Below are 24,962 nucleotides of genomic sequence, written 5' to 3' on the forward strand. Positions count from 1 at the left end.
CGTTGCGGTGTGGCGGGGCGTGTGCTGGGACGCGGCGTGTGCTGGGACGCGGCGTGTGCTGGGACGCGGCGTGCGGTGTGGCGGGGCGTGCGGTGTGGCGGGGCGCGTGGGTGGTCAGGAACGGCAGCCGCGCGGCTCGCGGTGAGAGCGAGGCCGCGCGGCGTGCGCGTGATGCGAGGTGGTCAGGGCGCCGTCCAGTCGGCGGCCACGTGCCCGATGCGGACGCGCTGTGGGTGGTCGCCCACCGCGACTGTCGCCACGCGCTGGCCGGTCGCGAAGCTGATCGCGGTCACCTGGTCGGCTCCCGACTCGGAGATCACGCAGTCGTGGCCGTCGCCGCTGACCGTGGCCCAGTACGGCTTGCTCGCCTCGACCAAGGGGCCGGGCTGGAGGGTGGAACGGTTGACGATGGTGGCGTAGTCGTCCATCGTGCCGGCCACGCACAGTTTGGTGCCGTCGGGGCTCATCGACAGGCCGTGGTGGCGGGAATCGTTGACGAAAGTGGTGCGGTCGTCCGAGGTGTCGGGGTTCTTCGGGAGCTCCTTGACCCGGGTGACACGGTCGGTGGCCACGTCGTACTCGACGACGCCGTTGAAGAAGGAGACCTGGAAGTACAGGGTCTTCTCGTCGGGGGTGAACACCGCGGGGCGGACCGCGTTCGACAGATCCGAACGGCCGGCCGCGTTCAGGCGGGAACGCATGTCGATCGTGCGTACCGTCTGGAAGGTCTGCGTGTCCACGACCGTGATGTGCCGGTCGCCCTTGGTCCAGTCCCAGATCGGGTCGTCGAGGTCGGTGTTCACCTCGCCGATCGACATGTTCCACAAGAAGCGGCCGTCGCGGCTGAAGACGTTCTCGTGCGGCTTGTCGCCGGCGGAGAACGAGCCCACCTGCTGGCCGGTGTTGATGTTCAGCACGTGCACGGTGTTCGACGTCGAGGCCGAGACCGCCACCCGGTTACCGTCCGGCGACACCGCCATGTGGTCGGCGCGGTAGCCGCTCACCGGGAACCGCCAGTTGACCGCGCCGGTGTTCAGGTTCAGCGACACCACGTCGGCGAAGCTGGGCCTGGACGCCACCAGCGCCGAGCCGTCGGGCGTGGTGTACATGTCGTCGACGAGCTGGTCGTGGCCCTCGCCCGGCCCGTTCCGGATGCCCAGGAAATAGGCGAGCTTGATCGGGTTCAGGTAGATCTCGGTGAGGCGCTGCTGCTTGTCCGGCACCACGTTCAGGCGCCCGATCTTGGTGTAGGAGCCGGACGACTGGATGACGTCGACCGTGCCCTCCCAGTTGTTGCCGACGAACATGACCTCGCGCAACGCGGATACGGACGGCGTAGCGAGGCCGGAGATGCCCAGGGTGGCTGCGGCGACTACCGCGAGCAGTTTCGATGTCACGGCCGGCTCCCTTGTTACTTGGGGGTAACACATTGAAGCAGGTCTCTGTAATAATCCGATAGTTCCTCACGTTCAGCGAGGGGGCGGATTCTTGTGGGACATGCACAACGCATGGAGCCGTGGGTCGAGGGCCTGCACGCGATGGCCCTCGACGAGGCGGTGCTCGACGACCTGCTCGCCGCCGCGCGGGCGCAGTCCTCAGTGGTCGCCGGCCTCCCGCCCGCCGAGGGCCGCCGGCACGTCGCGCTCCTGCTCGCCGCGGCCGAACAGCGCCTGGCCCGGGACTTCGGCCGCTCCCCGGAACGCGCGCTGCGTCGCCTGCTGCGCGGTGGTGCGGCCACCATCGACGATCTGGGGGTACGCCCGGACGTCGCGTACCACTGTGTGGTCGCCGACGACGGCCCACCGCTGGGCTGCCCCGTCGAAACCACCATCGACGGCCATCGCGTCGGCCTTGCCCCCGACGAGGCCCGCACCCGCAGCGCCCGCGTCCCGTCAGCCGTGACCGACCAGGCCGCGTCGCCGCTGCCCGGCTCCTCGGCGACGAGCACTCGCACCATCGTCGTGGCCCCGCCGGGCACACCGACCGAGGCCGCCGAGCGTTACCCCGCCTGCCTGGCCGCCCTGCACGTGGCGCCCGGCCCAGGCGTCCACGACCTCCTCGACCTGGCGCCGGCCCTCGCCTTCGCCGGGCAACCGTTGATCGGCTCCCTGCTCGCCTCCAGCCTCCTGAACGGGCTGAACCCCCACAACGAGTTCCACCGCGAACTGGCGGCCACCGCCCTGGCCTTCCTCGACCACGGCCAGCGCCTCGATCAGACCGCGGCGGCGCTGTTCGTCCACCCCAACACAGTCCGCTACCGCCTACGCCGGCTGCACGCCATCGTCGGCCCGTTCGACCGCCTGGCCATGCCCGAGGCCGTCCGCCTGTGGTGGGCCCTGCGCCACTGGCTGGCCTGATGCCCGAGCCTCGCGATGCCAAGGCACGGTGAAGCGATGCCAAGGCACGGTGAAGCGATGCCAAGGCACGGTGAAGCGGAGCCAAAGCACGGTGACGCGGAGCCGGGGCACCGTGAAGCGGAGCCGGGGCACGGTGAAGGGCGGTAGTCGCTAGAGGGGTGAGGCCGAGGGACGGATCGAGCCGCCGCCACCGGCCTGACGGTCGCGGCGGGTGAAGTCGTCGATCTCGGGCATGTGGGTCTCGGCCCAGTCGCGCAACGCCGCCAGGGGCTCGTCGAGGGACAGGCCCAAGGGGGTCAGGCGGTAGAACACCCGTGGTGGTACGGACGGTTCGACCCGGCGGCTGACCAGGCCGTCGGTGGCAAGGGAACGCAGCGTCTGTGACAGCATCTTGTGCGACACGCCGGGGGTGCGGCGTTCGAGTTCGGCGAAGCCGAGTTCCGCCGGTGACGCCTCGGCCAGCACCTTCACCAGCATCGCGACCCACTTGCCGCCGATCCGGTCGAGCAGCCGCCGGGTGGCACAGGCCGGGTCGAAGAGGTCACCGCGGCGCCCCGCAGCCGTCGAGGATCCACTGCGGCGGCTCGCGGCCGTCGAGGGGTCAGCGGGGCGGCTCGCGGCCGTCGAGGGGTCACTGCGGCGGCCCGCGGTCGCAGAGGCGTCACCGCGGCGGGTGGTGGTCACCGCGGGGTTACCGCGTTTCCGCGAAGTGCGTTCTTCCGGGGCCATCAACAGTCTCCTATGGTTTCCAGGTAACCAATGGTAACCAGGAGGTGCGATGGCGCGGGTCAGAGCGAACGACATCGAGATCAACGTGGAGACGTTCGGCCAGGGGCCGCCGATCCTGCTGCTACACGGCTTTCCGCACACCTGGCGGGTCTGGTCGGCGGTGATCCCTGAGCTGGCCGCCGGGCGCCGGGTGATCGCGCCGGACCTGCGCGGGCTGGGTGGGTCGGAGCGCGCCGCCGACGGGTACGACGGACGCACGCTCGCCGAGGACGCCGGCGCGCTGCTCGACGTGCTCGGCGAGGAGGTCACCGAGGTGGCCGCGCTCGATCTCGGTGTGGTGCCCGCCGTCCTGCTCGCCCTGCGGCATCCCGAGCGGGTGAGCCGCCTCGTGGTGATGGAAGCGGTGCTCCCGGGTGCCGTGGACTTCCCACGGCCGTGGTGGTTCGGCTTCCACGGGGTTCCGGGACTGGCCGAGCGGGTGCTGGGCGGGCACGAAGGGGACTACCTCGACTTCTTCCTGCGGATCGGCACCCACGACGGCGGGGGGATCGCGGGTGACGTGCGGGACGCGTTCGTCTCGGCGTACACGGGGGAGGAATCCTTACGGTGCGCCTTCGCGCACTATCGCGCGATGAGCGTGACCAGTGATCAGCTCGCGGAGGAAGTGCGCCGCCGCCGGCTGACGATGCCGGTGACCGCGATCGGCGCGCGGCCGGTCGGGGACGCGCTCTACCGGCAGCTGCTGCCCTTCGCCGACGACCTGACCGGTGACGTCATCGCCGACTGCGGCCACATCGTGCCGCTCGACCGCCCGGCCGCCCTCCTGCCGTACCTGAAGAGCCCGAAGTGGACGTCACCCCGAGAGTCCGAAGTAGACTTCACCTGAAGAGCCCGAAGTGGACGTCATTCAGAGAGTCCGAAGTAGACGACACCTGAAGGGTCCCGAAGCGGACGTCACTTGAAGAATCCGATGTAGACGTCACTTGAAGGGTCCGAAGCAGCGTCGGACAAAGGGCTACCAGGGCCGGACCAGGCCACTCTGGTAGGCGATCATCACCAGCTGGGCCCGGTCGCGGGCACCGAGCTTGGTCATCGCCCGGTTGACGTGGGTCTTCGCGGTCAGCGGGGAGACGAACAGCCGCTCGGCGATCTCGTCGTTGGACAGGCCCTCGGCGACCAGGGCGGCGATCTCGCGTTCGCGGCCGGTCAGCTGGTCGAGCACCGCCGCGGCGGCGCCGGGGGCGGGGGCCGGCTGGTCCAGGAACTGGGTGATCAGGGCCTGGGTGGCCTTGGGGGACAGCAGCGACTCACCGCGGGCCACGGTGCGGATGCCGGCCAGCAGGTCGGCCGGTTCGACGCCCTTGCTGAGGAAGCCGCTCGCGCCGGCCCGCAGTGCCCGGAGCACGTTCTCGTCGATCTCGAACGTGGTCAGGATCAGCACCCGTACGCCGGCCAGGTCCTCGTCGCCGGTGATCTGTCGGGTCGCCTCGATGCCGTCCATCCCGGGCATCCGGATGTCCATCAGCACCACGTCGGCCCGGGCCTGCCGGGCCAGCGTGACCGCCTCCGCGCCGGTGGTGGCCTCGCCGACCACGGTCAGGTCGTCGGCCGAGTCGATCAGCACCCGGAAACCGGCCAGGATCAGCTTCTGATCGTCGGCCAGCAGAACCCTGATGGTCACACGGTCTCCAGTGCGGATCTCGCGGCGGGAAGGACCGCCTCGACCTGGAACCGTCCGTCGCCGGTGGCGCCCGCGGTCAGCCGTCCGCCCAGGGCGGTGGCCCGCTCGCGCATGCCGGCCAGGCCGTACCCGTCGCCGGGCGGACCGGGCGCCGCGATGTTCGAGACGGTGATCTCGAGGCCCTCGTCGGTGAACCGGAGGCAGAGCCGGGCCCGGTCGTCGGTCGCGTACTTGTGGGCGTTGGTCAACGACTCCTGGATGATCCGGTACGCGGCTAGATCGACCGCGGCCGGCAGCTCGCGGGCCTGTCCTTCGCGTTGCTCGTCGACCCGCAGCCCGGCCCCGGCCACCTGTTCGACCAGTTCGGGCAGATGCGCCAGCCCCCGGGCCGGTTCGTCGGTGTCGCCGTCGGGGTCGCGCAGGACGCCGAGCACGGTCGACAGCTCGTCGAGCACGGTCCGGGCCGCCCGCCGGACGTGCGCCAGCGACTCCTCGGCCTGGTCCGGCCGGCTGTGCAGCACATGCGCGGCGACCCCGGCCTGCACGTTGATCATGGCGATGTTGTGCGCGACCACGTCGTGCAGTTCGCGGGCGATCCGGACGCGTTCCTCGATCACCCGGCGCCGCGCCTCTTCCTCGCGTCCGTGTTCGGCCCGCCGGGCCCGTTCCAGCATTTCGGCCAGGTAGGCCTGCCGGGTGCGGACCAGGTCGCCGATGGCGATGGCCAGGCCGGCCGAGGCGAAGATGGCCACCGCCTCGGGCTGGGCCCAGGTGCCCAGGGTGAAGCTGGCGGCCAGGTAGACGGCGACCCCGGCGCCCAGCCCGCACAGCCAGGCGACGGCCCGCCCGGTGCGGGTCGCCACCGTGTACGCACAGATCAGGCAGGTCAGGGCGGCCGGCGCCAGCAGCCCCGGCGTGGTCATCGACAGCACGGTGAACGCGGCCGCCACCCCGAACACGGGCAGCGGCCAGCGCCGCCGCAACAGGATCAGCAGCAGCGCGACCAGGAACGCCACCGCGTCCACCCACTCGGGCCGGGTGGTGGCGGGCTCGGGGATGCCGTCGGCCGGCATGGCGAGGGACATGAGGCCGAACAGCACGACGGCCGCCACCGCGTCGCCGGGACGGAAGAGCCGCATGCGACGACTGTACGGTCGGCGCGCCCGGCCCGGCCTCGTCGTCCCGTGGTATTCCGGCGGCGGGCGCCTACCGCGGCCGCGGTAGGGCCGATCGCCTGCGGCGGGACGACGCGGATTACCGGGCCCGCACGCCAGCCTGGTCGGCATGATCGAGGTTAAGGATCTGACGAAGCGCTACGGCGCCACGACCGCGGTGGACGGCCTGTCCTTCCGCGTACGGCCGGGGCTGGTCACCGGTTTCCTGGGGCCGAACGGTGCCGGGAAGTCGACCACCATGCGGATGATGGTCGGCCTGGACCGGCCGACCGCGGGGACGGCCACCATCGACGGCCGCCCGTACGCCCGCCTGACCGCCCCGTTGCGCGAGGTTGGCGCCCTGCTGGAGGCGCGGGCGACGCACGGCGGCCGTACGGCCCACCGGCACCTGCTCGCCCTGGCCGCCACCGCCGGCATCTCGCGGTCCCGGGTCGACGAGGTGATCGACCTGGTCGGCCTGCGCGACGTCGCCCGCCGCCGGGCCGGTGGCCTCTCCCTGGGCCAGGGGCAGCGCCTCGGCATCGCGTCGGCGCTGCTGGCCGATCCGCGGGTGCTGATCCTGGACGAGCCGGTGAACGGGCTCGACCCGGAGGGGGTCCGGTGGATCCGGGAGCTGATGCGTGGCCTGGCCGCCGAGGGCCGTACCGTCCTCGTCTCGTCTCATCTGATGAGCGAGATGGCGCTGACCGCCGACCATCTGATCGTGGTCGCCCGGGGCCGGCTGGTCGCCGACCAGCCGATCGACGAGCTGATCGAGCAGGCGTCGCGTGAGCTGTCGACCCCGCGGGCCAGCCTCGAAGAGGCTGTTCTGCACCTGACCCGCAACGTCGAGGAGAGGACCGCCCGATGACCGGGGTACTGCGCTCCGAGTGGATCAAGTTCTGGTCGCTGCGTTCCTCCTGGGCCGGGCTGGCGGCGGCGGTCGTGGTGTTCGTCGGCACCGGCCTGCTCGCCTCGGCGTTGCTCGTCGATGTCACGTACGACGTGATCGTGCTCAGCCTGTCCGGGAGCGCCCTGGCCCAGCTGGTCGTCGGCACGCTCGGCGTGCTGGTGATGACCGGCGAGTACAGCAGCGGAAACATCCGGTCGACGTTGATCGCGGTGCCGCGCCGGCTGCCGGTGCTGGTGGCCAAGGTCGTGGTGTTCGGGGTGGTGTCGTTCGCCCTGATGCTCGCGGCCGCGGCCGTCGTCTTCACCGCCGGGCAGGCGATCATCGGCGACGCCGGCGCCTCGTTCGCCGATCCTGGGGCGGTCCGGGCGGTGTTCGGGACGGCCGCCTATCTGACCGGCGCCGGGCTGCTGGGTCTGCTGCTCGGGGCGGCGTTGCGGTCGACGGCGGCCGCGCTCAGCACGTACGCCGGGGTGATGTTCCTGCTGGGCATGGTCAGCAGCCTGGTGTTGTCGCAGGATTTCCGGGACGACGTCGGCAAGTTCCTGCCGTCCGCGGCCGGCGAGGCGATGACCGCGGTGGTCCGGGCGCCCGAGTCGCTCAGCCCGGGCCAGGGCGCCCTGGTGTTCGCCGGTTACCTGCTGCTGATCGGAGCCCTCGGCGCCTGGCGCCTGCTGACCCGGGACGCTTAGCGACCTGCTGACCCGGGACGCTTAGCGACCTGCTGACCCGGGACGCTAAGCGACCTGCTGACCCGGGACGCTTAGCGACCTGCTGACCCGGGACGCCTAACGAATTGCCATCGCGTTGGGCGGGGAACCGACCCCGCCCACCAGGTGCAGCGGCTTGACGGTCAGGAAGAAGTCCCAGCGGCCGTCGGCGGCGCAGGCCTCGGCCAGCTCGTCGAGTTTCCACAGCTCGCCCATGGCCATGCCGAGCAGGGCGATCAGCGGCCGGTGGAGCATCCCGGCGTGGTCGACGCCGCGGGGCGGCGGGCGGTCGTCGGGGCCGCGGAAGTCGGAGTCGATGACCGGGTCGGCCTCGACCGCGGGGGTGTCGCTGGCGACCAGGGCGATCTCGTGGTCCCAGAGCCAGCGGAGCGTGGCGGTGCGCTGGGCCAGCCCGGGGGAGCGGTTGCGCTGGTTGAACTCGGCGCGGCCGGCCGGATCCTTGGCGATGTAGTTGCCGGCCCAGCCCGTACGCAGAAGAAGCATGTCGCCGCCGCCGAAGGTGACGCCCTGAGCGGCGGCGATCTCGTCGAGTAGCGGGGCGTCGAGCACCACCGTGGTCTCGCAGTCGTAGGTGGCGCCGAGGTGGCGGGCCACGTCGAGCAGCACGCCCCGCCCGGCGATCCCGGTGCCGGCCCAGTGGTGGATGCCCAGCGCGTCGGTGTCGGGCGACTGCCCGTTGTAGAAGCCGTGCCCCGGCTGCCCGATGTGTCGCAGCGAGTCCAGCTGCGAGGTGGACTGCAGATAGAACGAGTCGAGCCAGTCGTCGCGGTGGAACTCGTTGTTCTGGAAGACGTGGTGCCGGGTCGGTGGCCGGGTGCCGGTCGGGTAGGGCTCGAACGCGTTGACCGGATGGTCGAGCCCGAACCGCTCGCCGGTCCGGATCAGCCCGGCGGCCGCCGCGACCCGGGCCGGGGTGAGGAAGTTGATGGTGCCGCGCCGGTCGTCGGGGCCGAAGAAGGACCACGCCGAGGAGTCGGGGAGGTCGTCAAACCGCGGGTGCAACGCTGCCTCCGAGTTCTGTGCTGAGGGCGCCGGTGGTGGCCAGCAACTGTTCGACCGCCGGGGTCAGGTCGGGTACGTCGCCGGCGCCGAGGATGCCGACGGTGGCGGCCAGCCCGCCCTCGTCGAAGACCGGCGCGCCGACCACGAACGGGCCGCCGTGCGGGCGGACGAAGCTGAAGCCCCGCTGGCGTGCGGTCACGATGTCGGACTCGAGCTGGGCCCGTTCGGCCGCGGACAGCCCCTCGGTCATCTCGGCCATCATCGTGCTGTCGTCGGAGTAGGCCAGGAAGAACCGGGTCTGCGCGGCGGTGACGTCGAGTTTGGTGCCGGCGTGCACGGTCACCACCACCATCCGGCTGGTGTCCTCCTCGGTCAGGGCGACGATCGGGCCGTGCGTACCCATCACGCTCAGCACCGCCGTCATCCGGACGGCCGCACTCAGCTTGCGAAGGTATGGCCCGGCGATCTCGACGACCCGCTGACGTCCGAGCGCGAGCGTGCCGAGCTCGAGCATCAGCGGGCCGAGGGCGAACGTGCCGCGGCGGACGCCCCGCCGGAGGATCCCGGCGGCGACCATCGACGCGCAGTACCGGTACGCGGTCGTACGGTTGAGCCCGGTGCGCTCGGCGATGTCGGCGGCGGTCAGTTCGAGCACCCGCGGGCCGAACAGCTCGCAGATCTGGCCGACTCGCGCGACCGCCCGGATGTCGCTGGTCAGGGCGTCGTTCTCCGCATTGTTCGCCATCACTGAATCCTAGTTCATCAGGTGAACGGAACGGTCAGCCTACGAGCCAGTTGGTGACTTTGGTGTTGGCCTCGTCGAAGTTCTTGGCGTACCAGTCGACGTCCTGCATGAGGACCTGACCCTTGTCGGCCACGACCTTCTTGGCGTTCGGTGAGAGCGACAGCTTGGCCGCCTTGTTGACCGGCTGCGTTCCCAGCGCGTTGGAGATGCCGGCGACCTGGTCGGGTCCGCACAGGGTTTTCAGGAAGGCGAGAGAGGCGGCCTTGTGCGGGGAGCCCTTCGGGATGGCGAAGCCGTTCATCGCGGCCACTGTCACGTCCCAGACCACGGTGATGTCGGCGCCGTCGTTCATCAGGGGCACCAGCCGCGAGTCGGGCAGGATGAACATGTCCACCTGCTTGGCCCCGACGGCCTGCTGGAGAGCGCCGACGTTGGGGGCGAAGGTGGTCTTGGCCCGGATGGTGTCCAGCTTCTTGAGCGACCGGTCGACGTCCAGCGGGTACATGTCCTTGGGCGCGACCCCGTCGGCCAGCAGCGGGAACTCGAGGATGCCGTTCTGGATGTTGCTGAGCATGCCGCGCTGGCCGGGGAACTTCTTCAGGTCGAAGAAGTCGGCGACGGTCTTGGGCGCCTTGGCCGGGTCGGGGAACGCCTCGGTGCGGTAGGCGATCGGGTTGGCGTTGATGAAGTTGCCGATGTAGCACTTGCCGATCGTGCCCTCGACCAGGTTCGACGTGTCGATGCCGGTGCTGTCGACCGGCTCGAACAGCTTGTCGCACTGCTGGGTGGCCACGCCGGGCGCGACCGACACCACGTCCCACTTCACCGCGCGGCTCATCACCTGGGCCTTGACCTGCGAGATGTCCGGTGGCGAGGAGTTGACGAAGGTGACGTTGGAGTGGGCCGCGGTGTACGGCTTCTGGTACGCGTCGATCATGGCCTGCTGGCCGGCGCCGCCGTACGCCGTGAAGGTGATCGTGACCTTGGCGTTGGGGTCGTCGGCGGTGGCGTCGGAGCCGCCGCAGCCGGCGAGCACGGCCAGCACGAGGGCGAGGGGCAAGGCGTGGCGAAGATTCATGCTGATTCCTTAGTGAGGCGTTGCTGGGCGACCCGCCACCAAGCGGTGACCGGCTGCCCGGGGGAGAGGGAGGCATCGGAGGCGTCGAGCCGGGCGCGGCCGAGCACGCCGGCGTTTCCGAGGGAGAGCAGTGCGGTGCGGTACGCGCCCATGTACTCGACGGCGCGGACGGTCCCGGTCACCGAGTTCGCGTCGGCGGGCGGCCGGCCGATCCGGACGTCCTCGGGCCGGACGATCAGCGCCGTGCCGTCGCCGGTGCCGGGTGAGACGGCCCAGACGTTGTCCTCCCACACGACCTTGCCGTCGGCCGGCGAGACGGACGCGAACACCGTGGAGTCGCCCAGGAACCGGGCCGCGAACAGCGTCGAGGGATGCTGGTAGAGCTCCTCGGGCGTACCGACCTGCTCGATCCGCCCGTTGTTGAACAGCGCGATCCGGTCGGAGAGGTTCATCGCCTCCTCCTGGTCGTGCGTCACGAAGACGAACGTGGTGCCGACCTCGGAGTGGATGCGGTGGATCTCGGCCTGCAGGGTGGCCCGCAGGTTGCGGTCGAGCGCACCCAGCGGCTCGTCCAGCAGCAGCGCGCTGGGACCGAAGACGATGGCCCGGGCCAGTGCCACCCGCTGCTGCTGGCCGCCCGAGAGCTGGGCCGGGTGGTGGTTGTCGCGGCCGGTCAGCTGGACCAGTTCCAGGACCTCGGCGACCTTCCGGGCGATCTCGGCCTTGCCCAGCTTGCGTTCCCGCAGCGGGTAGGCGACGTTCTGGGCCACGGTCATGTGCGGGAACAGCGCGTAGTTCTGGAACAGCATGCCCAGGTTGCGCTTGTGCGGCGGCAGCGAGCCGACGTCGGTCCCGTCAAAGACGATCGTGCCCGAGGTCAGTGTCTCGAAGCCGGCGATCAGGTTGAGCGTGGTGGTCTTGCCCGAGCCGCTGGGGCCGAGCAGGGTCATGAACTCGCCCGGCTCGACGGTCAGCGACACCCGGTCGACGGCCGGGTGGGCCAGACCGTAGTCCTTGGTGACATCGGCGAGCCGGATCTGCGTGCCGGTGGCTGCCATGCGTACCCCTTAACGGCTCTTGCGGACGAACTGCAGGACGAGGCAGGCGGTGGTGACCGCGGTGACCACCACGCTGGAGGACGCGGCGATGGTCGGGTCGATGTCGGCGGTGACGCTGTTGTACATCTGCACCGGCAGCGTCTGGAGCGTCGGCGAGCGCAGGAACAGGGCGATCACCACCTCGTCGAACGAGGTCACGAAGGCGAACACGGCGCCGGTGACGATGCCCCGGCTGATCAGCGGCATCGTGACGTTGAGAAAGGTGCGCAGCGGCGGGGCGCCGAGCGAGGCCGACGCGCGCAGCAGCTTGGGATCGAACCCGCCGAGCGCGCTGGTCACCGACACGAGTACGAACGGCACCCCGATGGCGGCGTGCGCCAGCACGAATCCGCCGAAGGTCCCGACCAGCTGCCACTGCAGGAAGGAGATGTAGATCGCGACCGCGATGACGATGGCCGGGGTGACGATCGAGACCATCAGCAGGGTACGCGCGAAGCGCGCCAGCCTCCCGCTGAGACTGTGCAGCCCCAGCGCGGCGGCGGTGCCCACGACCGTGGCCAGCGATGCCGCCAGCACGGCGACCAGCACCGAGTTCTTCAGCGCGTCGAGCCACACCGGGTTGGTGAAGAAGTTCTGGTACAGCCGCAGCGAGAAGCCGCGCGGCGGGAACTGGAAGGTGGTCGCCTCGCTGAAGCTCATCGGGATGACGAACAGCGTCGGCAGGATGAAGTAGATCGCGACGACCGCGCCGACCAGCTTGAGCCACCAGGGAATCGGGTCGACCTTCGCCTTTACGCGACGTTGCTGGAGATCGGTCATCGGCGCTCCTCGACAGAGGCGACCGCGCCGATCGCCGAGATGGTCCCGCCGACCCGGTTGGCCCAGGTCACCAGGAGCAGGGTGACCACGAGGACGAGCAGGCCGAGGGCGCCGGCGCTCTCGAAGTCGAGCAGTTGGGTGGTGCGCTGGCCGAGCAGTTGCGCCACCAGCGACTGCTGGGGCGAGCCGAGCAGCGCCGGCGTGACGTAGAAGCCGAGGCTGAGCGTGAAGACCAGGATCAGCCCGGAGACCACCCCGCCCCGCGACAGCGGCCAGTAGACCTTCCAGAAGGCCACCACGGGGTGCGAGCCGAGCCCGCGCGCGGCCAGCAGCAACCGCCGGTCGATGGCGCCGAGCGCGCTGTACAGCGGCAGCACCATGAACGGCAGCAGGACCTGGCTCATCGCCACGGTCACCCCGCCGACCGTCTGGTAGAGCACCACGTGCAGGCCGAAGAGCTGGAAGAACGAGTCGACCGGCCCGCCGCGCTGCAGGATGATGATCCAGGCGAAGTTGCGGGCCATCACCGAGGTCCAGAACGGGACCAGGACGACGACCAGCAGGATCCCGCGCATCCGCGGGCCGACCCGGGTCATCAGGTACGCGTAGGGATAGCCGAGCAGGAACGCGATGGCGGTCACCGCGAGCGCGGTCAGCGCGGTGCGCCCGAGCACCCGCAACGTCACCCCGTCGGTGAACAGATCGCGGAAGTGGTCGAGCGTGAGGTCCGGGTAGCCGACGCTCATGGCGACGCTGCGCCCGAGCGGCACCAGCAGGACCGCGGTCAGCAGCACCAGTGCCGGAAGCACCAGCAGCCACTGCTTTCGAATGACCATGGTGCAGAAGTAGAGCAGGCCGAAGTTCATAATGCAACCACCGTGGTCACATGCCGAACATCTAGTGGCAACATTCGTGCTCCGGAGTATGGACATCCGCGAGATCGCGTCCATATGGTGAACGTGACGTGCGAGATGCGAACAAGTGGAGGCGCAGGATGACCACCCCCGAGCTCCTGAAGGTTCTGGACGGCACGGTGGATCTCCACTGCCACTCCGGGCCCAGCCCGTTCCCCCGGCGGATCAACCATGTCGAGGCGTCCTACGACGGCGCGCGGATCAACATGCGCGCGATCCTCGTCAAGTCACACCACCACAACACCGTGATGGACCTGCTGGCGATGAAGGGCCAGCTCGAGGACGCCCCGACGCCGATGTACGGCGGCGTCGCGCTCAACTCCGAGGTCGGCGGCATCAACCCGTCCGCGGTCGCCGTCGCCATCAACATGGGCGGGCGCTGCGTGTGGGGACCGACCGTCTCGGCCAAGCAGCACATCGCCGCGCACACCCACGACGACGGGTTCCCGAGCGCGACCGGCAACCTGTACGAGAAGGAGGAGTCGGTCTTCAACGCGGCCGGCGACGTCTCCGAACAGACCCACACCGTCACCCGGCTCGTCGCCGACGCCGGCATCCTGCTCACCGGCGGCCACCTGGACGGCGAGTCGATGAAGGCGTTCTTCCGGACGGCCAGCGACAACGGGGTCAAGCGGCTGCTGCTGCACCACCCCGACTACATCGTCAACGCGGCCGAGAACGACATCGAGGAGATGATCGGGTACGGCGCCTTCGTCGAGCACGAACTGGCCATGTACCACCCCGAGGTGACCGCGGTGGGCTGGCCGATCGAGCAGCTGGTCGACTGGATCAACAAGATCGGACCGGAGCGCACGGTGATCAACTCCGATCTCGGTCAGGAGGGCAACCCGCTGCCGGTCGACGGCTATCTGCTGATCGTCGAGCAGCTGCTGGACCACGGCATCAAGCCGGCCGACATCCGGCAGATGATCTGCCGCAACACGGCCTACCTGCTCGGGCTCGAGGAGACCAACTGATGCGCCGCGCCGAGAAGGTCATCATCACGACCGCGGTCACCGGGTCGGTCAACATACCCTCGCAGAGCCCTCATCTGCCGTTGACCGTCGACGAGGTGGCGAACGCCGCGATCGAGGCGGTCGAGGCCGGTTCGGCCATCGTCCACCTGCACGCGCGGCACCCGGACGGCCGGCCCGCGTTCGAGCCGGAACTGTTCTCCGAGATCGTCGGGCGGGTCACGGCGGCCACCGACGCGGTCATCAACATCACCACCGGCGGATCCTCGGCCATGACCATGGAGGAACGGCTGGCCGGCGCGCTGCGGATCAAGCCCGAGATCGCCTCGCTGAACATGGGCTCGATGAACTTCGTGTACTCCGGCATCGCCGACAAGGTGACCGAGTGGAAGCACGACTGGGAGAAGCCGTACGTGCTCAACACGTACTCGCACCCGTTCATCAACTCGTTCGACAAGATCGAGCACACCCTGCGGACGCTGGGCGAGTTCGGCACCCGGTTCGAGTACGAGTGCTACGACATCGGGCACCTCTACTCGCTGGCCTACTTCGTCAACAAGGGCCTGGCCAAGCCGCCGCTGCTGATCCAGGGCGTGTTCGGGATCCTCGGCGGGATCGGCGCCGACCACGAGAACCTCGAACACATGGTCCGGATCGCCGACAAGCTCTTCGGCGACGACTACGCGTTCTCGGCCTTCGCCGCCGGTCGTGACCAGATGCAGTTCGGCACCCACAGCGCCTGGCTCGGCGGGCACGTCCGGGTCGGCCTCGAGGACAGCCTCTGGCTGGGCAAGGGCCGCCTGGCCAAGAGCAACGCCGAGCAGGTCCAGAAGATCCGGGGCGTGGTCGAGGACCTCGGCAAGGAGATCGCCACCCCGGCCGACGCCCGCGCGATGCTCGCGCTGACCCCCAGGAGCAAGGCATGACGTACGCCAAGGACGACATCCGATCCGCACTGGCGACCGCCCCCGCCGCCAAGGTCGACGTGTCCACGCCGATCCGGCCGTCGCAGTGGATCGAGTTCACGACCGAAAAGCCGACCGAGACGGGTACGCACGGAAGCCGCACCTGGATCGCCCGCGCGGCCAACCTGGTCCTCGCCTACACCGAGGCCAAGGCCGGCGACGTGTTCGAGCGCACCGGCCAGCCCGACGAATACGCGGTGCTGATGTACTCGGACAGCGCCCCGATCACCGTCACCGCCGGCGACGCCACGGAAACGGTGGCCGAGGAGGCGTTCGTGGTCGTGCCGCCGGGCGACAGCACGGTGCGGGTGGACGCGGACGGCGTCCTCATCCGGCTCTTCTCCGACGTCGCCACCGACCTGGCCGAAGCGGCGCTGAACGCCTCGGCGTACGCCGAACCCGACCCGCGCGCCGCACCCCTGAACCCCTGGCCCGACCCGGTCGGCGGGTTCCGGCTGCGGGTCTACCGCCTGGCCGCGACCCCGATCGCCGAGGGCCGCTTCGGGCGCATCTTCCGCACCACCAACCTGATGGTCAACTTCCTGGCCGAGGAATCCAAGCCGCGCGACCCGCTCAAGCTGTCCCCGCACCACCACGACGACTTCGAGCAGATCTCCCTCGCCGTGAAGGGCCGGTTCAAGCACCACATCCGCTACCCGTGGGGCCCGGACTCGACCAGCTGGCGCGACGACGAGCACGCCGAGATCGCCACGCCGTCGATCTGCGTGATCCCGCCGCCGACCGTGCACACCACCCAGGGCGTCGGCGACCACCAGCAACTGATCGACATCTTCGGCCCGCCCCGGGCCGACTTCAGCGCCCAGGGCTGGGTCCTCAACGCCACCGACTACCCCGCACCCGAAGGAGTCTGATGCTCACCGACAAGGTCGTGCTCGTCGTCGGGGCGAGCACCGGGATCGGCGCCGACGCCGCACGCGTGTTCGCCGCCCACGGCGCCAAGCTGATGCTGGTCGCCCGCAGCGAAGGCCCTCTGGCTGAGCTGGCCAAGGAACTGGACGCCGCCTACTGCACCGGCGACATCGCCGACGCGGCCGACGTGACCCGGTTCGTGGACGAGACGGTCGCCCGCTATGGCCGGCTCGACGGCGCCTTCAACAACGCCGCGATGACCCAGGGCGGCCGGCTCGACCGGGTGTCCGAAGCCGACTTCGAGCAGATCATGCGGGTCAACATCAAGGGCACCTGGCTGTGCCTGCGTGAGCAGATCCGGGTGATGGAACCGGTCAACCGGGGCTCCATCGTCAACGTCAGCAGCATCGGCGGCCTGCGCGGCAGCTCCGGGATGGGCGCCTACCAGGCCACCAAGCACGCGGTCATCGGGCTCACCCGGACCGCCGCGCACGACGTCGGCCCGCTCGGCATCCGGGTCAACGTGATCGCCCCCGGTCCCACCGAGTCGCCGATGCTCGACCAGACCCGGATCAACATCCCCGGCGGCGTGGAGGCGCGCATCAACGCGACGCCGCTGCGCAAGGCGGGCACCGGCGCCGAGGTCGGCCAGGTGGTGTCGTTCCTGCTCAGTGACCTGTCGTCGCACCTGAGCGGCGTGATCCTGCCGGTGGACGGTGGGTTCCTTGCGTGACGCCGGCACCCTCCGGGTCGGCGGCCGGGTGCATTTCGGCTTCGGCGCCCGGGCTCAGCTGCCGTCCATCCTCCAGGTCCACGGCACCCGCGTCCTCGCCGTCGTCGACCCGTTCCTGCTGAGCGGCGGCCAAACCAGTGGTAGCCCTGGGCGGCCTCCGGGCCCCGGACACCGCCCGGAGCTACCACTGGGACTGCGGCTGCCGGACGACGCGCGGATCTTCTCCGACATCACCCCGGAGTTGCCGGTCGGGACGCTGGACGCCGCCGGGGCGATGGCCCGTGAGTTCGCGCCGGACGTGATCGTGGCCATCGGCGGCGGCAGCGCGCTCGACGCGGCCAAGCTGATCGCGCTGCTGGCCACCCACGACGGACCGCTGAGCCGGTATTACGGCGAAAATCTGGTCCCCGGGCCGGTGGTGCCGGTCGTCGCCCTGCCGACCACGGCCGGCACCGGCTCGGAGGTCACCCCGGTCGCTGTCGTCTCCGACCCGGACCGCGAGCTCAAGGTCGGCATCTCCAGCCCGTTCCTGGTCCCGGCGGCGGCCATCGTCGACCCCGAGCTGACCATGGGCGCGCCGGCGACCGTCACCGCGTACTCCGGGATCGACGCCCTGGTCCACGCGGCCGAGTCCTTCACCGCCCGCCGGCTCGACCTGGACTGGTCGGCGCCGCTGCCGGTCTTCACCGGGCGCAACGCCCTGTCCGAGCCACTGTCGCTGCAGGCGGCCGCGCACCTCGGCCCGTGGCTGCCGGTCGCGGTCCGCGAGCCGGACGACCGCCGGGCCCGGCAGGAGGTGGCCCTGGGATCGCTGCAGGCCGGGATGGCCTTCGGTTCCACCGGCACCCACCTCTGCCACGCCCTGCAGTACCCGATCGGCGCGCTGACCAAGACCCCCCACGGCCTGGGTACGGGCCTGCTGCTCCCGTACGTCCTCGACGCGATCTCGTCCGCCGGGCGGGTCGCGTCGTTCGGCGCCGCCCTGGAGGGAATCCCCGAGAGCGAGGCCTCGCCGGAGCGCACCATCGCCCGGGTGGCCGAGATCAACCGGTACATCGGTGTGCCCGCCTCCCTGGCCGGGATCGGTGTCACCCGCGACCAGCTACCCCGGATCGCCGACCTGGCCCTCGGCTCGGCCCGGCTGCTGGCCATCGCCCCGATCGACCCGACCCGTGACGTACTGCTGGACATTCTCGAACGTGCCTTCGCCGGAGGAAAACCGTGATCACCGACCTGTTCATCGACGGCGAGTGGCGGCCCGGCTCGGACGGGCGCCGCTTCGACGTCATCGACCCGGCCGACGGCTCGACCATCGCGGCCTTCGCGGCGGCGACCGAGCAGGACTGCATGGACGCCGTCGACGCCGCCGCCGCGGCGAGTGCGTCGTGGGCGGCCACCGCGCCCCGGGAGCGGAGCGAACTGCTGCGGGCCGCGTACGAGATCCTGACCGAGGAGGCCGAGGACTTCGCCGAGCTGATGGTCCGGGAGAACGGCAAGTCCTGGGCCGACGCGATGGGCGAGGCGAACTACGCCAAGGAGTTCTTCCGCTGGTTCGCCGAGGAGGCGGTCCGGGTGCCGGGGGACTACCGGCTCTCCCCGGCCGGCGACAAGCGCATCGTCGTCGACCGGCAGCCGATCGGCGTCTCGCTGCTGATCACGCCGTGGAACTTCCCGGCCGCGATGGCCACCCGCAAGCTCGCGCCGGCGCTGGCCGCTGGGTGCACCACGATTCTCAAACCGGCCCGTGAGACGCCGCTGACCGCCGCGTACATCGTCGAGGTGCTCTTCCGGGCCGGCGTCCCGCGCGGGGTGGTCAACCTGGTCACCCCGGTGCCGACCGGGCCGCTGGTCAAGCGGATGATCGACCGGCCCGAGGTCCGCAAGCTGTCTTTCACCGGCTCGACCGAGGTGGGCCGCGACCTGCTCCACGCCTGCGCCGACACCGTGGTCAGCACGTCGATGGAGCTCGGCGGCAACGCCCCGCTGATCGTGCTGCCGGGCGCCGACCTTTCCATCGCCGTCGAGGGGGCGTTGCAGGCGAAGATGCGCAACGGCGGCTCGGCCTGCACCGCGGCCAACCGGTTCTATGTCCACGGTTCGCTCCACGACGAGTTCGTCAGCCTGTTCCAGGCCGCCTTGGGGGAGATCCCGGTCGGTTCGGGGCTCGACCGATCCAACCGGCTGGGCGCCCTGGTCTCGGTGGCCGAGCGAGACAAGGTGGCGGCGCTGGTCGAGCAGGCGGTCGCCGGCGGCGCGACGCTGATGCTCGGCGGGAAGGCCTCCGAGTCCGGGGCGTTCTACGACGCGACGCTGCTCACCGGGGTACGGCACGGGTCGGCGATCACCAGCACCGAGATCTTCGGGCCGGTCACCGCGGTGGTCCGGTTCGACGACGTGGACGAGGCCGTGCGGATGGCCAACGACACCGAGTTCGGGCTGATGGCGTACGTGTTCGGCGAGGAGCGGGAGGCGATCGCGGTGGCCCGGCGGCTGGAGGCCGGCATGGTCGCGGTCAACCGGGGCGTGGTCAGCGATCCGGCGGCACCGTTCGGCGGCGTGAAGCAGAGCGGGCTGGGCCGTGAGGGCAGCTCGGAGGGCATCCTCGAGTTCCTCGAAGAGAAATACATCGCCCTGACCGCGTAAGTCGTGTTTGTCAACCCACCTGGGGCTGCGGCGTCGCTCAGAGCTCGCCGGACGGCGTCCGCGAGACGCCGGCATACAACACCGGTATGACGGCGCCTCCCGGCCGACGCCCGCCCCGGGCGGGTTGACAAACACGACTTCGACAGTGATCAACCAATTTGCACGCATCGATTAGAAACAGGCGATGCGTAGAGTTTTGACGGCCGCCGCCGCCACGGTGGCCCTGCTGATCGGTACGGGCGGTGCGGCCCACGCCGACCCGCCGACGTCACCGGTTCCGGACAAACTGCCCGCCGGCTGGTCCGTGGAGAACGACAAACTGGTCTGGCACGCGCCGCGGCCGGTGCCGATGGGCGACGCCGCGGTCGAGTTCTGGTCCGGTTCGCACCGGCTCGGGCGGGCGCATGGTTCCGCCGACCAGCGCACCTTCCGCCTGCCCCTGCCCGACAACACCGAGGCTCTCTCGGTACGCGCCGCGGGCAAGCGCCTCGACCTGGCCCCGCCGGCCCGCGCCCAGCGCAAGGCCGCCCCCAAGCAGCTCGCCCAGCTCCCGGGCGGCGACGTCGACCCGGGCACGCCGGGGCCGTACGCGACCACCACCGGCGAGTACGACCTGCCCTCGGTCAAGCTGCCCGACTTCCCGGCCGACGTCGAGATGCGCGGCGTCGTGGTGGCGCCCCGCAACGCGCCCGGCCCCCGCCCGCTGGCCCTGTTCCTGCACGGCCGCCACTGGACCTGCTACGCCGGTGACGACCCGGACCGGATCTCCGGCGAGTGGCCCTGCCCGGCCGGCACCCAGGAGGTGCCCAGCTACCGCGGCTACCTGCAGGCCCAGCAACTGCTCGCCTCGCAGGGCTACGTCACCGTCTCGATCGCGGCCAACGGCATCAACGGCCAGGACTTCGCGGCCGACGACGCCGGTGCCCAGGCACGCTCGTCGCTCGTCCGCCTGCACCTGGCCCAGTGGGCCGCCCGCCCCGCGGCCATCGCCAAGCTGGCGCCCGCGACCGACCTGAGCAAGGTCTTCCTGATGGGCCACTCGCGTGGTGGTGAGGGCGTCAACCGCGCGGCCATGGACTCGCTCAACCCGCCGCCGGCCGCGGTCGACGGCTACCACGGCAAGGTGCGGTGGACGATCCGCGGCACCCTGCTGATCGGGCCGACCATCTTCGGGCAGGACCCGGCGCCCGACGTCCCGTCGGCGACCATCCTGCCCGGCTGCGACGGCGACGTGTCCGACCTGCAGGGCCAGATCTACGTGGACGGTACGCGCGGCGTCGGCAACGGCAAGGCGCTGCACAGCGCGCTGTACTTCGTCGGCGCCAACCACAACTTCTTCAACACCGAGTGGACGCCGGGCCAGTCGGCCGCACCGTCCTTCGACGACTTCTCCACCGACCCCGAGGCGCCGGACCCGCTGTGCTCGCCGGGTACGCCGACCCGCCTCACCGAACGGCAGCAGCAGACCGCCGGCGCGACCTACATCGCGGCGGCCGCGCGGCTCTTCGTGGGCGGCGACGACCGGGTCCGGCCCCTGCTCGACGGCAGCGGCGTCCGCGCGCCGTCGGCCGACCCCGCTCGCGTGCTCAGCCACGCGGTCGGCGCCGCGCGTACCCCCGCGATCCTGCCGTCGTCCGATCTGAACGTCACCGGCGGCGGCAAGCTCTGCCTCGAGGTCGCCACCGACGACCCGTGCCTGGTCAACGAGAACTTCTTCGGGGGATCGCCGCACTTCACGCCGTTCCTCGGGGTCAACCCCGAGGAGGGCCGGTACGCGGTCCGCCTCACCGGCCCGGCGACCGTGCGGCAGGCGAAGCCGGCATCCCTGACCGGCGCCTCGCACCTGGCCCTGCGCCTGGTCGTGCCGCCCAACACCATTGGCCGTTTCGGGGTTTCCGCGGCCGATCAGGCCGGCCGGCCGGTCGACCTCGGCGACGTGACGGTCGAGGGCGTTCCGGGCACCGACTACAGCACCTCGTACTGGGCCCGTGAGGTGCGGGTGGCGCTCCCCAAGGGCGTGACCTCGCTGGCCTCGCTGACGCTGACGCCGCGCCAGGACGGGCCGGCGTGGTTGATCGACGCGTGGGGCTGGCGGGCGGGAACGCCGGCGCCGGCGTTCGTGGCGCTGTCCCGGATCGACGTCGGCGAGGTCGCGGCGGTCGAGGGCGACGCGGGCACCGCCACCTACCAGGTGCCGGTCGACGTCAAGGGCAAGACCCGCGGCCAGGTACGCCTGTTCGTCACCGACCCCGAGACGTTCGCGACGAAGACGTTCGTGGCCGACGTGCGGCCCGGCGACGTGCGCATCGACGTCCCGGTCGAGGTGGCCGGCAACAAGTCGTACGACGGCGACAAGCGCTACTACGTCACGGCCAAGGCGGTCCGCAACTCGATGGTGGGTGACTACCAGGGCGGCGCCGACGTCCGTGAGGACGACCCGCGCCCCGACATCACCATCACTCCCGCGACCGCCACCACGGCCGAGGGCGGCACGCTGACCTGGAACATCAACCTGTCCGCGCCGGCCGGCGTGTCGTTGTACGTGATCTTCCAGCCGGAGGCCGTGCCGGCCGAGCTGTCGTCCACCGACGTCGACCCGGCCTGGTTCAGCGACAACAGCGGCGAGCTGGCGACTCCGTCGCGGGCGTTGTCGGCCTCGCGGCTGCAGCCGTGGGTGGTCGTCGAGCCGGGTGCGACAGCGGCCCAGCTGACCATGCCGACGGTCACCGACGACGTCACCGAGGGCGCCGAGAACGTCCGCTGGCAGGCCGGCGTCTACAACTTCACCACCGACCAGCTCGAGCCGCTGACCACCGTCAACGGCACCGTCACCGAGTAGCTCGTTCCCGAGGGGCGGCGCCGCGCATGCCGCGTGGTGCCGCCTTTTCCGGCTTCAGGCCCGGTCGCGGATGAAAGATGCCGCCAGTTCGCCGACGGCCACGCTCGGGGCCATGGTGTTGGCCATCGGGACCCGCGGCAGAACCGACGCGTCGGCGACGCGCAGGCCGTCACAGCCCCGGACCCTGAGCCGGGAGTCGACCACGGCCAGCTCGTCGCCACCCATCCGGGCCGTGCCGGTCTGGTGCCAGAACGTCTCGACAGTCTCGCGCAGGTAGCGTCCGAAGTCGGCCGGGCCGGGGCGCCGCTCGCCGGCCACCCACTGGCGCAGGGCCGGCGCCGTGGCGATCGACCGCGCGGTGTCCAGGGCCTCGAGCGTCTCGGGAACGTCCTCGGGGTGGGTGAAGTACCCGGTTTCGATCAGCGGGGTGACGGCCGGGTCGGCCGAGGCCAGGCGCACCCGGCCGGGCTCGCGCATCGGCACGCCGACCATGAAGCTGACGCCGCCGCTGGACGCGGGCGTGACGTACATGAACCCGGACGGCCAGAAGGTCGCCACGCCGGTGTCGCCGGGCGGCGGCAGGCGCGCGTCCGGCGCCGGGTCGAACACCACGTCGAGGTGGGCGTGGTCCTGCAGGTTGCGGCCGACGCCGGGGAGGTGGCGGATCACCGGTAGCCCGTGCCGGCCGAGTTCGGCGGCGTCACCGAGGCCGGAGAGCATGAGCACCTTGGGGGTGTTGACCGCGCCGAGCGAGAGCACCACCTCGGCTCCGGCGCGGAGGTCCTCGGTCCGGCCCTCGGTGCGCACCCGCACGCCGACGGCGCGACCGTTCTCGATCAGCACGCGCAGCACCAGGGTGTGCGGCCGTACGGTCAGGTTGGGTCGCCCCGGCTCGGCCACATAGGACCGGTAGGGCGAGCGCCGGCGCCCGTCGCGGATGGTCTTCCGGGACGTCGCGGTGCCGCGGTCACGGGTCGACAGCTCGCCGTTCGGGTCCGGGTGGCGCGGGAATCCCGCCTGTTCGGCCGCCGCCAGCACGGCCTGGCCGAGCGGGTCCGGTGCGGCGCGACCGACCCGCATCGGGTCCTCCTCGATGCGTTCGAAGAGCTCGCTCACGGCCGGGTAGGACCACGCCGGATCACCCGTCACGTTCGCGTAGTGGTCCCAGTCGTCGCGGTGGCCGCGGACCCAGTTGCTGACGTTGACGCTGCCGCCGCCACCGAGGACGCGGCCCATCGCGTACCCGAGGGTGCGCCCGCCGACCGCCTCGTCGGGCACCGTGGTGAAGTCCCACAGCCGGTCCGAGCCGAAGTTCAGCGGCCAGAGGTCCGGGTCCTGGACGGCGGCTACGTCGTCCGGGCCGCCGGCCTCGATCAGCAGCACCGACACGCCGGGGTCCTCGGCCAGCCGACCGGCGACGGCCGATCCGGCCGAACCGCTGCCGCAAACGATGTAGTCATACATGTCCGGTGGACCTTAGCGAACGGCGTGGTCCCGTCATGGGGAAGGGTCCCCGATTCCGGAAATGGGAAGGCGCCTTTATCGACAGCGTCCCCGAACCTTTCTTCTTTCTTAACGGCATAGGGCGTGAGCTGGTCTTTTGCCGGTGTCGGCGTCGACCGGCACACATCGTCGCCGACATTCGGACGGGTGACAGGTGAACCGCTGCGACGGCAGGCCCGTATGTCCCCACCGAGAAGACATCGACGTCCAGCTACGAGGGAGTGATGATGAGTCTGCGTTACCGAAGGGGCACCCGGGTCAATCGCAAGGCGATCGGCGCGGTTGTGATCGCCGGTGTTCTGGTCGCCGGCGGCTTGACGGGTGTGCAGCTCGCGTCCGCCGGTGAGAACACCAAGGCCGCCGATGTCGTGGTTGTGGACGGGCAGCAGTTCGACGTCTCCAACTGCACCAAGCTGGAGATCAACGGCGGTGCCGTGGTCTGTGACGGCGAGGAGCTGGCACCGATCCAGGACCAGGGCGCCGGGGACGCCGCCGCCGCGTCGGCCGCCGCCCTCGAGACCGCGTGCGACCAGTTCGCCGTCGACCAGGCCGCCGCCGACCAGGAGGCCGCGGGCCAGGGCGAGGAGGCCGGCCAGGGCGAGCAGGGTGACGCTTCGGCGCCGCCGGCCCCGCCCGAGAAGGGTGGCAAGGGCGAGAAGGGCGCCGCGGCCGGCAAGAAGAAGGCCAGCATGGGCGCGCTTCAGCACTCGCTGCGCCAGCAGATCAAGAAGGCCAAGGAGGCCCGCAAGGCCGCCCGCGAGGCCGAGAAGCACGGCAAGGGCAAGGGTAAGGGCGAGGCCGGCCAGGGCGAGGACGCCGGTGCGGGCGACCAGGCCGGTGCCGGTGACGAGGCGGGCGCCGGTGACGACGCGGGTGCCGCGGCCGACATCGACGCCGCGCGGGCCGCGTTCCTGCAGTCCTGCCTGGACCTGGCCATCGCCAAGGCCGCCGGGGCCGGTGACGCCGGTGCGGGCGACGAGGCCGGTGCCGGTGACGAGGCCGGCCAGGGCGAGGACGCCGGTGCCGGTCAGGACGACGCCGGTGCGGGCGACGAGGCGGGTGCCGGTGACGAGGCCGGTGCCGCCGACAAGGGCGAGGACGCCGCGGCCAAGAAGTAACTCGTGAGCACGGAACCGGGGGCGGCCCCCCCCCCCCCCCCCCCGGGCCGACCCCCCCCCCCCCGGGCCCCCCCCCCCCCCCCGGCAAACGGGCCCGGGGGGGCGCCCAGCCCGCCCCCCCCCCAACCCCCCCCCCCGG

The 24,962-nt window shown here is 71.1% G+C and carries 22 protein-coding genes and 1 pseudogene; 12 read left to right on the forward strand and 11 right to left on the reverse strand.

Features of this window, described 5'->3' with window-relative positions:
* Positions 1 to 182: 182 nt before the first annotated feature.
* Positions 183 to 1,430 carry a YncE family protein gene (locus ACGFIO_RS04385; RefSeq protein WP_392821844.1) on the reverse strand — a complete coding sequence of 416 codons (1,248 nt, stop codon included), beginning with the start codon at positions 1,428 to 1,430 and terminating at the stop codon, positions 183 to 185.
* Positions 1,431 to 1,508: 78 nt separating this feature from the next.
* On the opposite strand from ACGFIO_RS04385, the gene ACGFIO_RS04390 reads away from it, so the two are divergent.
* Complete coding sequence (locus ACGFIO_RS04390) at positions 1,509 to 2,357, forward strand: helix-turn-helix domain-containing protein (RefSeq protein WP_392821846.1); 849 nt, start codon at positions 1,509 to 1,511, stop codon at positions 2,355 to 2,357.
* Between the two features lie 150 nt (positions 2,358 to 2,507).
* Here ACGFIO_RS04390 and ACGFIO_RS04395 read toward each other — a convergent pair whose 3' ends face one another.
* Positions 2,508 to 3,086 (reverse strand): winged helix-turn-helix transcriptional regulator, encoded by a 579-nt coding sequence (locus tag ACGFIO_RS04395; protein WP_392821849.1) that lies wholly within the window; start codon positions 3,084 to 3,086, stop codon positions 2,508 to 2,510.
* A gap of 49 nt (positions 3,087 to 3,135) precedes the next feature.
* Between ACGFIO_RS04395 and ACGFIO_RS04400 the strand changes: the two genes are divergently transcribed.
* Complete coding sequence (locus ACGFIO_RS04400) at positions 3,136 to 3,972, forward strand: alpha/beta fold hydrolase (RefSeq protein ID WP_392821851.1); 837 nt, start codon at positions 3,136 to 3,138, stop codon at positions 3,970 to 3,972.
* Positions 3,973 to 4,101: 129 nt separating this feature from the next.
* Here ACGFIO_RS04400 and ACGFIO_RS04405 read toward each other — a convergent pair whose 3' ends face one another.
* Positions 4,102 to 4,767, reverse strand: coding sequence for a response regulator (locus ACGFIO_RS04405; protein WP_392821854.1), 666 nt, complete (start codon positions 4,765 to 4,767; stop codon positions 4,102 to 4,104).
* Positions 4,764 to 5,906: a sensor histidine kinase gene (locus ACGFIO_RS04410; protein ID WP_392821857.1), complete on the reverse strand. Its 1,143-nt coding sequence runs from the start codon at positions 5,904 to 5,906 to the stop codon at positions 4,764 to 4,766. Before ACGFIO_RS04410 ends, ACGFIO_RS04405 begins: the two co-directional genes overlap by 4 nt.
* A 145-nt stretch (positions 5,907 to 6,051) precedes the next feature.
* On the opposite strand from ACGFIO_RS04410, the pseudogene ACGFIO_RS04415 reads away from it, so the two are divergent.
* Both ACGFIO_RS04415 and ACGFIO_RS04420 read left to right on the forward strand, forming a co-directional pair.
* A pseudogene (locus tag ACGFIO_RS04415) lies at positions 6,052 to 6,750 on the forward strand (ABC transporter ATP-binding protein); the annotation flags it as partial.
* Between the two features lie 38 nt (positions 6,751 to 6,788).
* Positions 6,789 to 7,523: an ABC transporter permease gene (locus tag ACGFIO_RS04420; RefSeq protein WP_392821860.1), complete on the forward strand. Its 735-nt coding sequence runs from the start codon at positions 6,789 to 6,791 to the stop codon at positions 7,521 to 7,523.
* Between the two features lie 96 nt (positions 7,524 to 7,619).
* On the opposite strand, the gene ACGFIO_RS04425 is transcribed toward ACGFIO_RS04420, so the two are convergent.
* Genes ACGFIO_RS04425 through ACGFIO_RS04450 form a run of 6 tightly spaced genes read right to left on the reverse strand, consistent with a single transcriptional unit; the run spans position 7,620 to position 13,130 of the window.
* Positions 7,620 to 8,564 carry a cyclase family protein gene (locus ACGFIO_RS04425; protein WP_392821862.1) on the reverse strand — a complete coding sequence of 315 codons (945 nt, stop codon included), beginning with the start codon at positions 8,562 to 8,564 and terminating at the stop codon, positions 7,620 to 7,622.
* Positions 8,548 to 9,309, reverse strand: coding sequence for an IclR family transcriptional regulator (locus ACGFIO_RS04430; RefSeq protein WP_392821865.1), 762 nt, complete (start codon positions 9,307 to 9,309; stop codon positions 8,548 to 8,550). Before ACGFIO_RS04430 ends, ACGFIO_RS04425 begins: the two co-directional genes overlap by 17 nt.
* A gap of 34 nt (positions 9,310 to 9,343) precedes the next feature.
* A complete protein-coding gene (locus ACGFIO_RS04435; RefSeq protein ID WP_392821867.1) occupies positions 9,344 to 10,387 on the reverse strand; it encodes an extracellular solute-binding protein in 1,044 nt (347 codons plus the stop codon).
* Positions 10,384 to 11,445 (reverse strand): ABC transporter ATP-binding protein, encoded by a 1,062-nt coding sequence (locus ACGFIO_RS04440; RefSeq protein ID WP_392821870.1) that lies wholly within the window; start codon positions 11,443 to 11,445, stop codon positions 10,384 to 10,386. The genes ACGFIO_RS04435 and ACGFIO_RS04440 overlap by 4 nt, the downstream gene beginning before the upstream one ends.
* 9 nt (positions 11,446 to 11,454) lie before the next feature.
* A complete protein-coding gene (locus ACGFIO_RS04445; protein WP_392821873.1) occupies positions 11,455 to 12,264 on the reverse strand; it encodes an ABC transporter permease in 810 nt (269 codons plus the stop codon).
* Positions 12,261 to 13,130 (reverse strand): ABC transporter permease, encoded by an 870-nt coding sequence (locus ACGFIO_RS04450; protein ID WP_392821876.1) that lies wholly within the window; start codon positions 13,128 to 13,130, stop codon positions 12,261 to 12,263. The genes ACGFIO_RS04445 and ACGFIO_RS04450 overlap by 4 nt, the downstream gene beginning before the upstream one ends.
* A gap of 128 nt (positions 13,131 to 13,258) precedes the next feature.
* Between ACGFIO_RS04450 and ACGFIO_RS04455 the strand changes: the two genes are divergently transcribed.
* The 7 genes from ACGFIO_RS04455 to ACGFIO_RS04485 all read left to right on the forward strand — a co-directional run bounded on the left by ACGFIO_RS04455 (position 13,259) and on the right by ACGFIO_RS04485 (position 22,202).
* Positions 13,259 to 14,155, forward strand: coding sequence for a DUF6282 family protein (locus ACGFIO_RS04455; protein WP_392821878.1), 897 nt, complete (start codon positions 13,259 to 13,261; stop codon positions 14,153 to 14,155).
* Positions 14,155 to 15,078 (forward strand): 3-keto-5-aminohexanoate cleavage protein, encoded by a 924-nt coding sequence (locus ACGFIO_RS04460; RefSeq protein ID WP_392821880.1) that lies wholly within the window; start codon positions 14,155 to 14,157, stop codon positions 15,076 to 15,078. The genes ACGFIO_RS04455 and ACGFIO_RS04460 overlap by 1 nt, the downstream gene beginning before the upstream one ends.
* The gene (locus ACGFIO_RS04465) at positions 15,075 to 15,989 is read left to right on the forward strand and encodes a hypothetical protein (protein WP_392821883.1); all 915 of its coding nucleotides are present in this window, start codon (positions 15,075 to 15,077) and stop codon (positions 15,987 to 15,989) included. Before ACGFIO_RS04460 ends, ACGFIO_RS04465 begins: the two co-directional genes overlap by 4 nt.
* Entirely contained in the window at positions 15,989 to 16,720 is a 732-nt protein-coding gene (locus ACGFIO_RS04470) for an SDR family NAD(P)-dependent oxidoreductase (protein ID WP_392821885.1), read from the forward strand. The genes ACGFIO_RS04465 and ACGFIO_RS04470 overlap by 1 nt, the downstream gene beginning before the upstream one ends.
* Positions 16,713 to 17,945: an iron-containing alcohol dehydrogenase gene (locus tag ACGFIO_RS04475; protein WP_392821886.1), complete on the forward strand. Its 1,233-nt coding sequence runs from the start codon at positions 16,713 to 16,715 to the stop codon at positions 17,943 to 17,945. The genes ACGFIO_RS04470 and ACGFIO_RS04475 overlap by 8 nt, the downstream gene beginning before the upstream one ends.
* Positions 17,942 to 19,363 (forward strand): NAD-dependent succinate-semialdehyde dehydrogenase, encoded by a 1,422-nt coding sequence (locus ACGFIO_RS04480; RefSeq protein ID WP_392821889.1) that lies wholly within the window; start codon positions 17,942 to 17,944, stop codon positions 19,361 to 19,363. Before ACGFIO_RS04475 ends, ACGFIO_RS04480 begins: the two co-directional genes overlap by 4 nt.
* A 184-nt stretch (positions 19,364 to 19,547) precedes the next feature.
* Entirely contained in the window at positions 19,548 to 22,202 is a 2,655-nt protein-coding gene (locus tag ACGFIO_RS04485) for a hypothetical protein (protein WP_392821892.1), read from the forward strand.
* A gap of 54 nt (positions 22,203 to 22,256) precedes the next feature.
* Here ACGFIO_RS04485 and ACGFIO_RS04490 read toward each other — a convergent pair whose 3' ends face one another.
* Positions 22,257 to 23,666, reverse strand: coding sequence for a GMC family oxidoreductase (locus ACGFIO_RS04490; RefSeq protein ID WP_392821895.1), 1,410 nt, complete (start codon positions 23,664 to 23,666; stop codon positions 22,257 to 22,259).
* 266 nt (positions 23,667 to 23,932) lie between these two features.
* Between ACGFIO_RS04490 and ACGFIO_RS04495 the strand changes: the two genes are divergently transcribed.
* Positions 23,933 to 24,823, forward strand: coding sequence for a hypothetical protein (locus tag ACGFIO_RS04495; protein WP_392821898.1), 891 nt, complete (start codon positions 23,933 to 23,935; stop codon positions 24,821 to 24,823).
* The last annotated feature ends 139 nt before the right edge of the window (positions 24,824 to 24,962 follow it).

The sequence above is a fragment of the Actinoplanes sp. NPDC049265 genome (assembly GCF_043197135.1).
GTDB lineage: Bacteria > Actinomycetota > Actinomycetes > Mycobacteriales > Micromonosporaceae > Actinoplanes.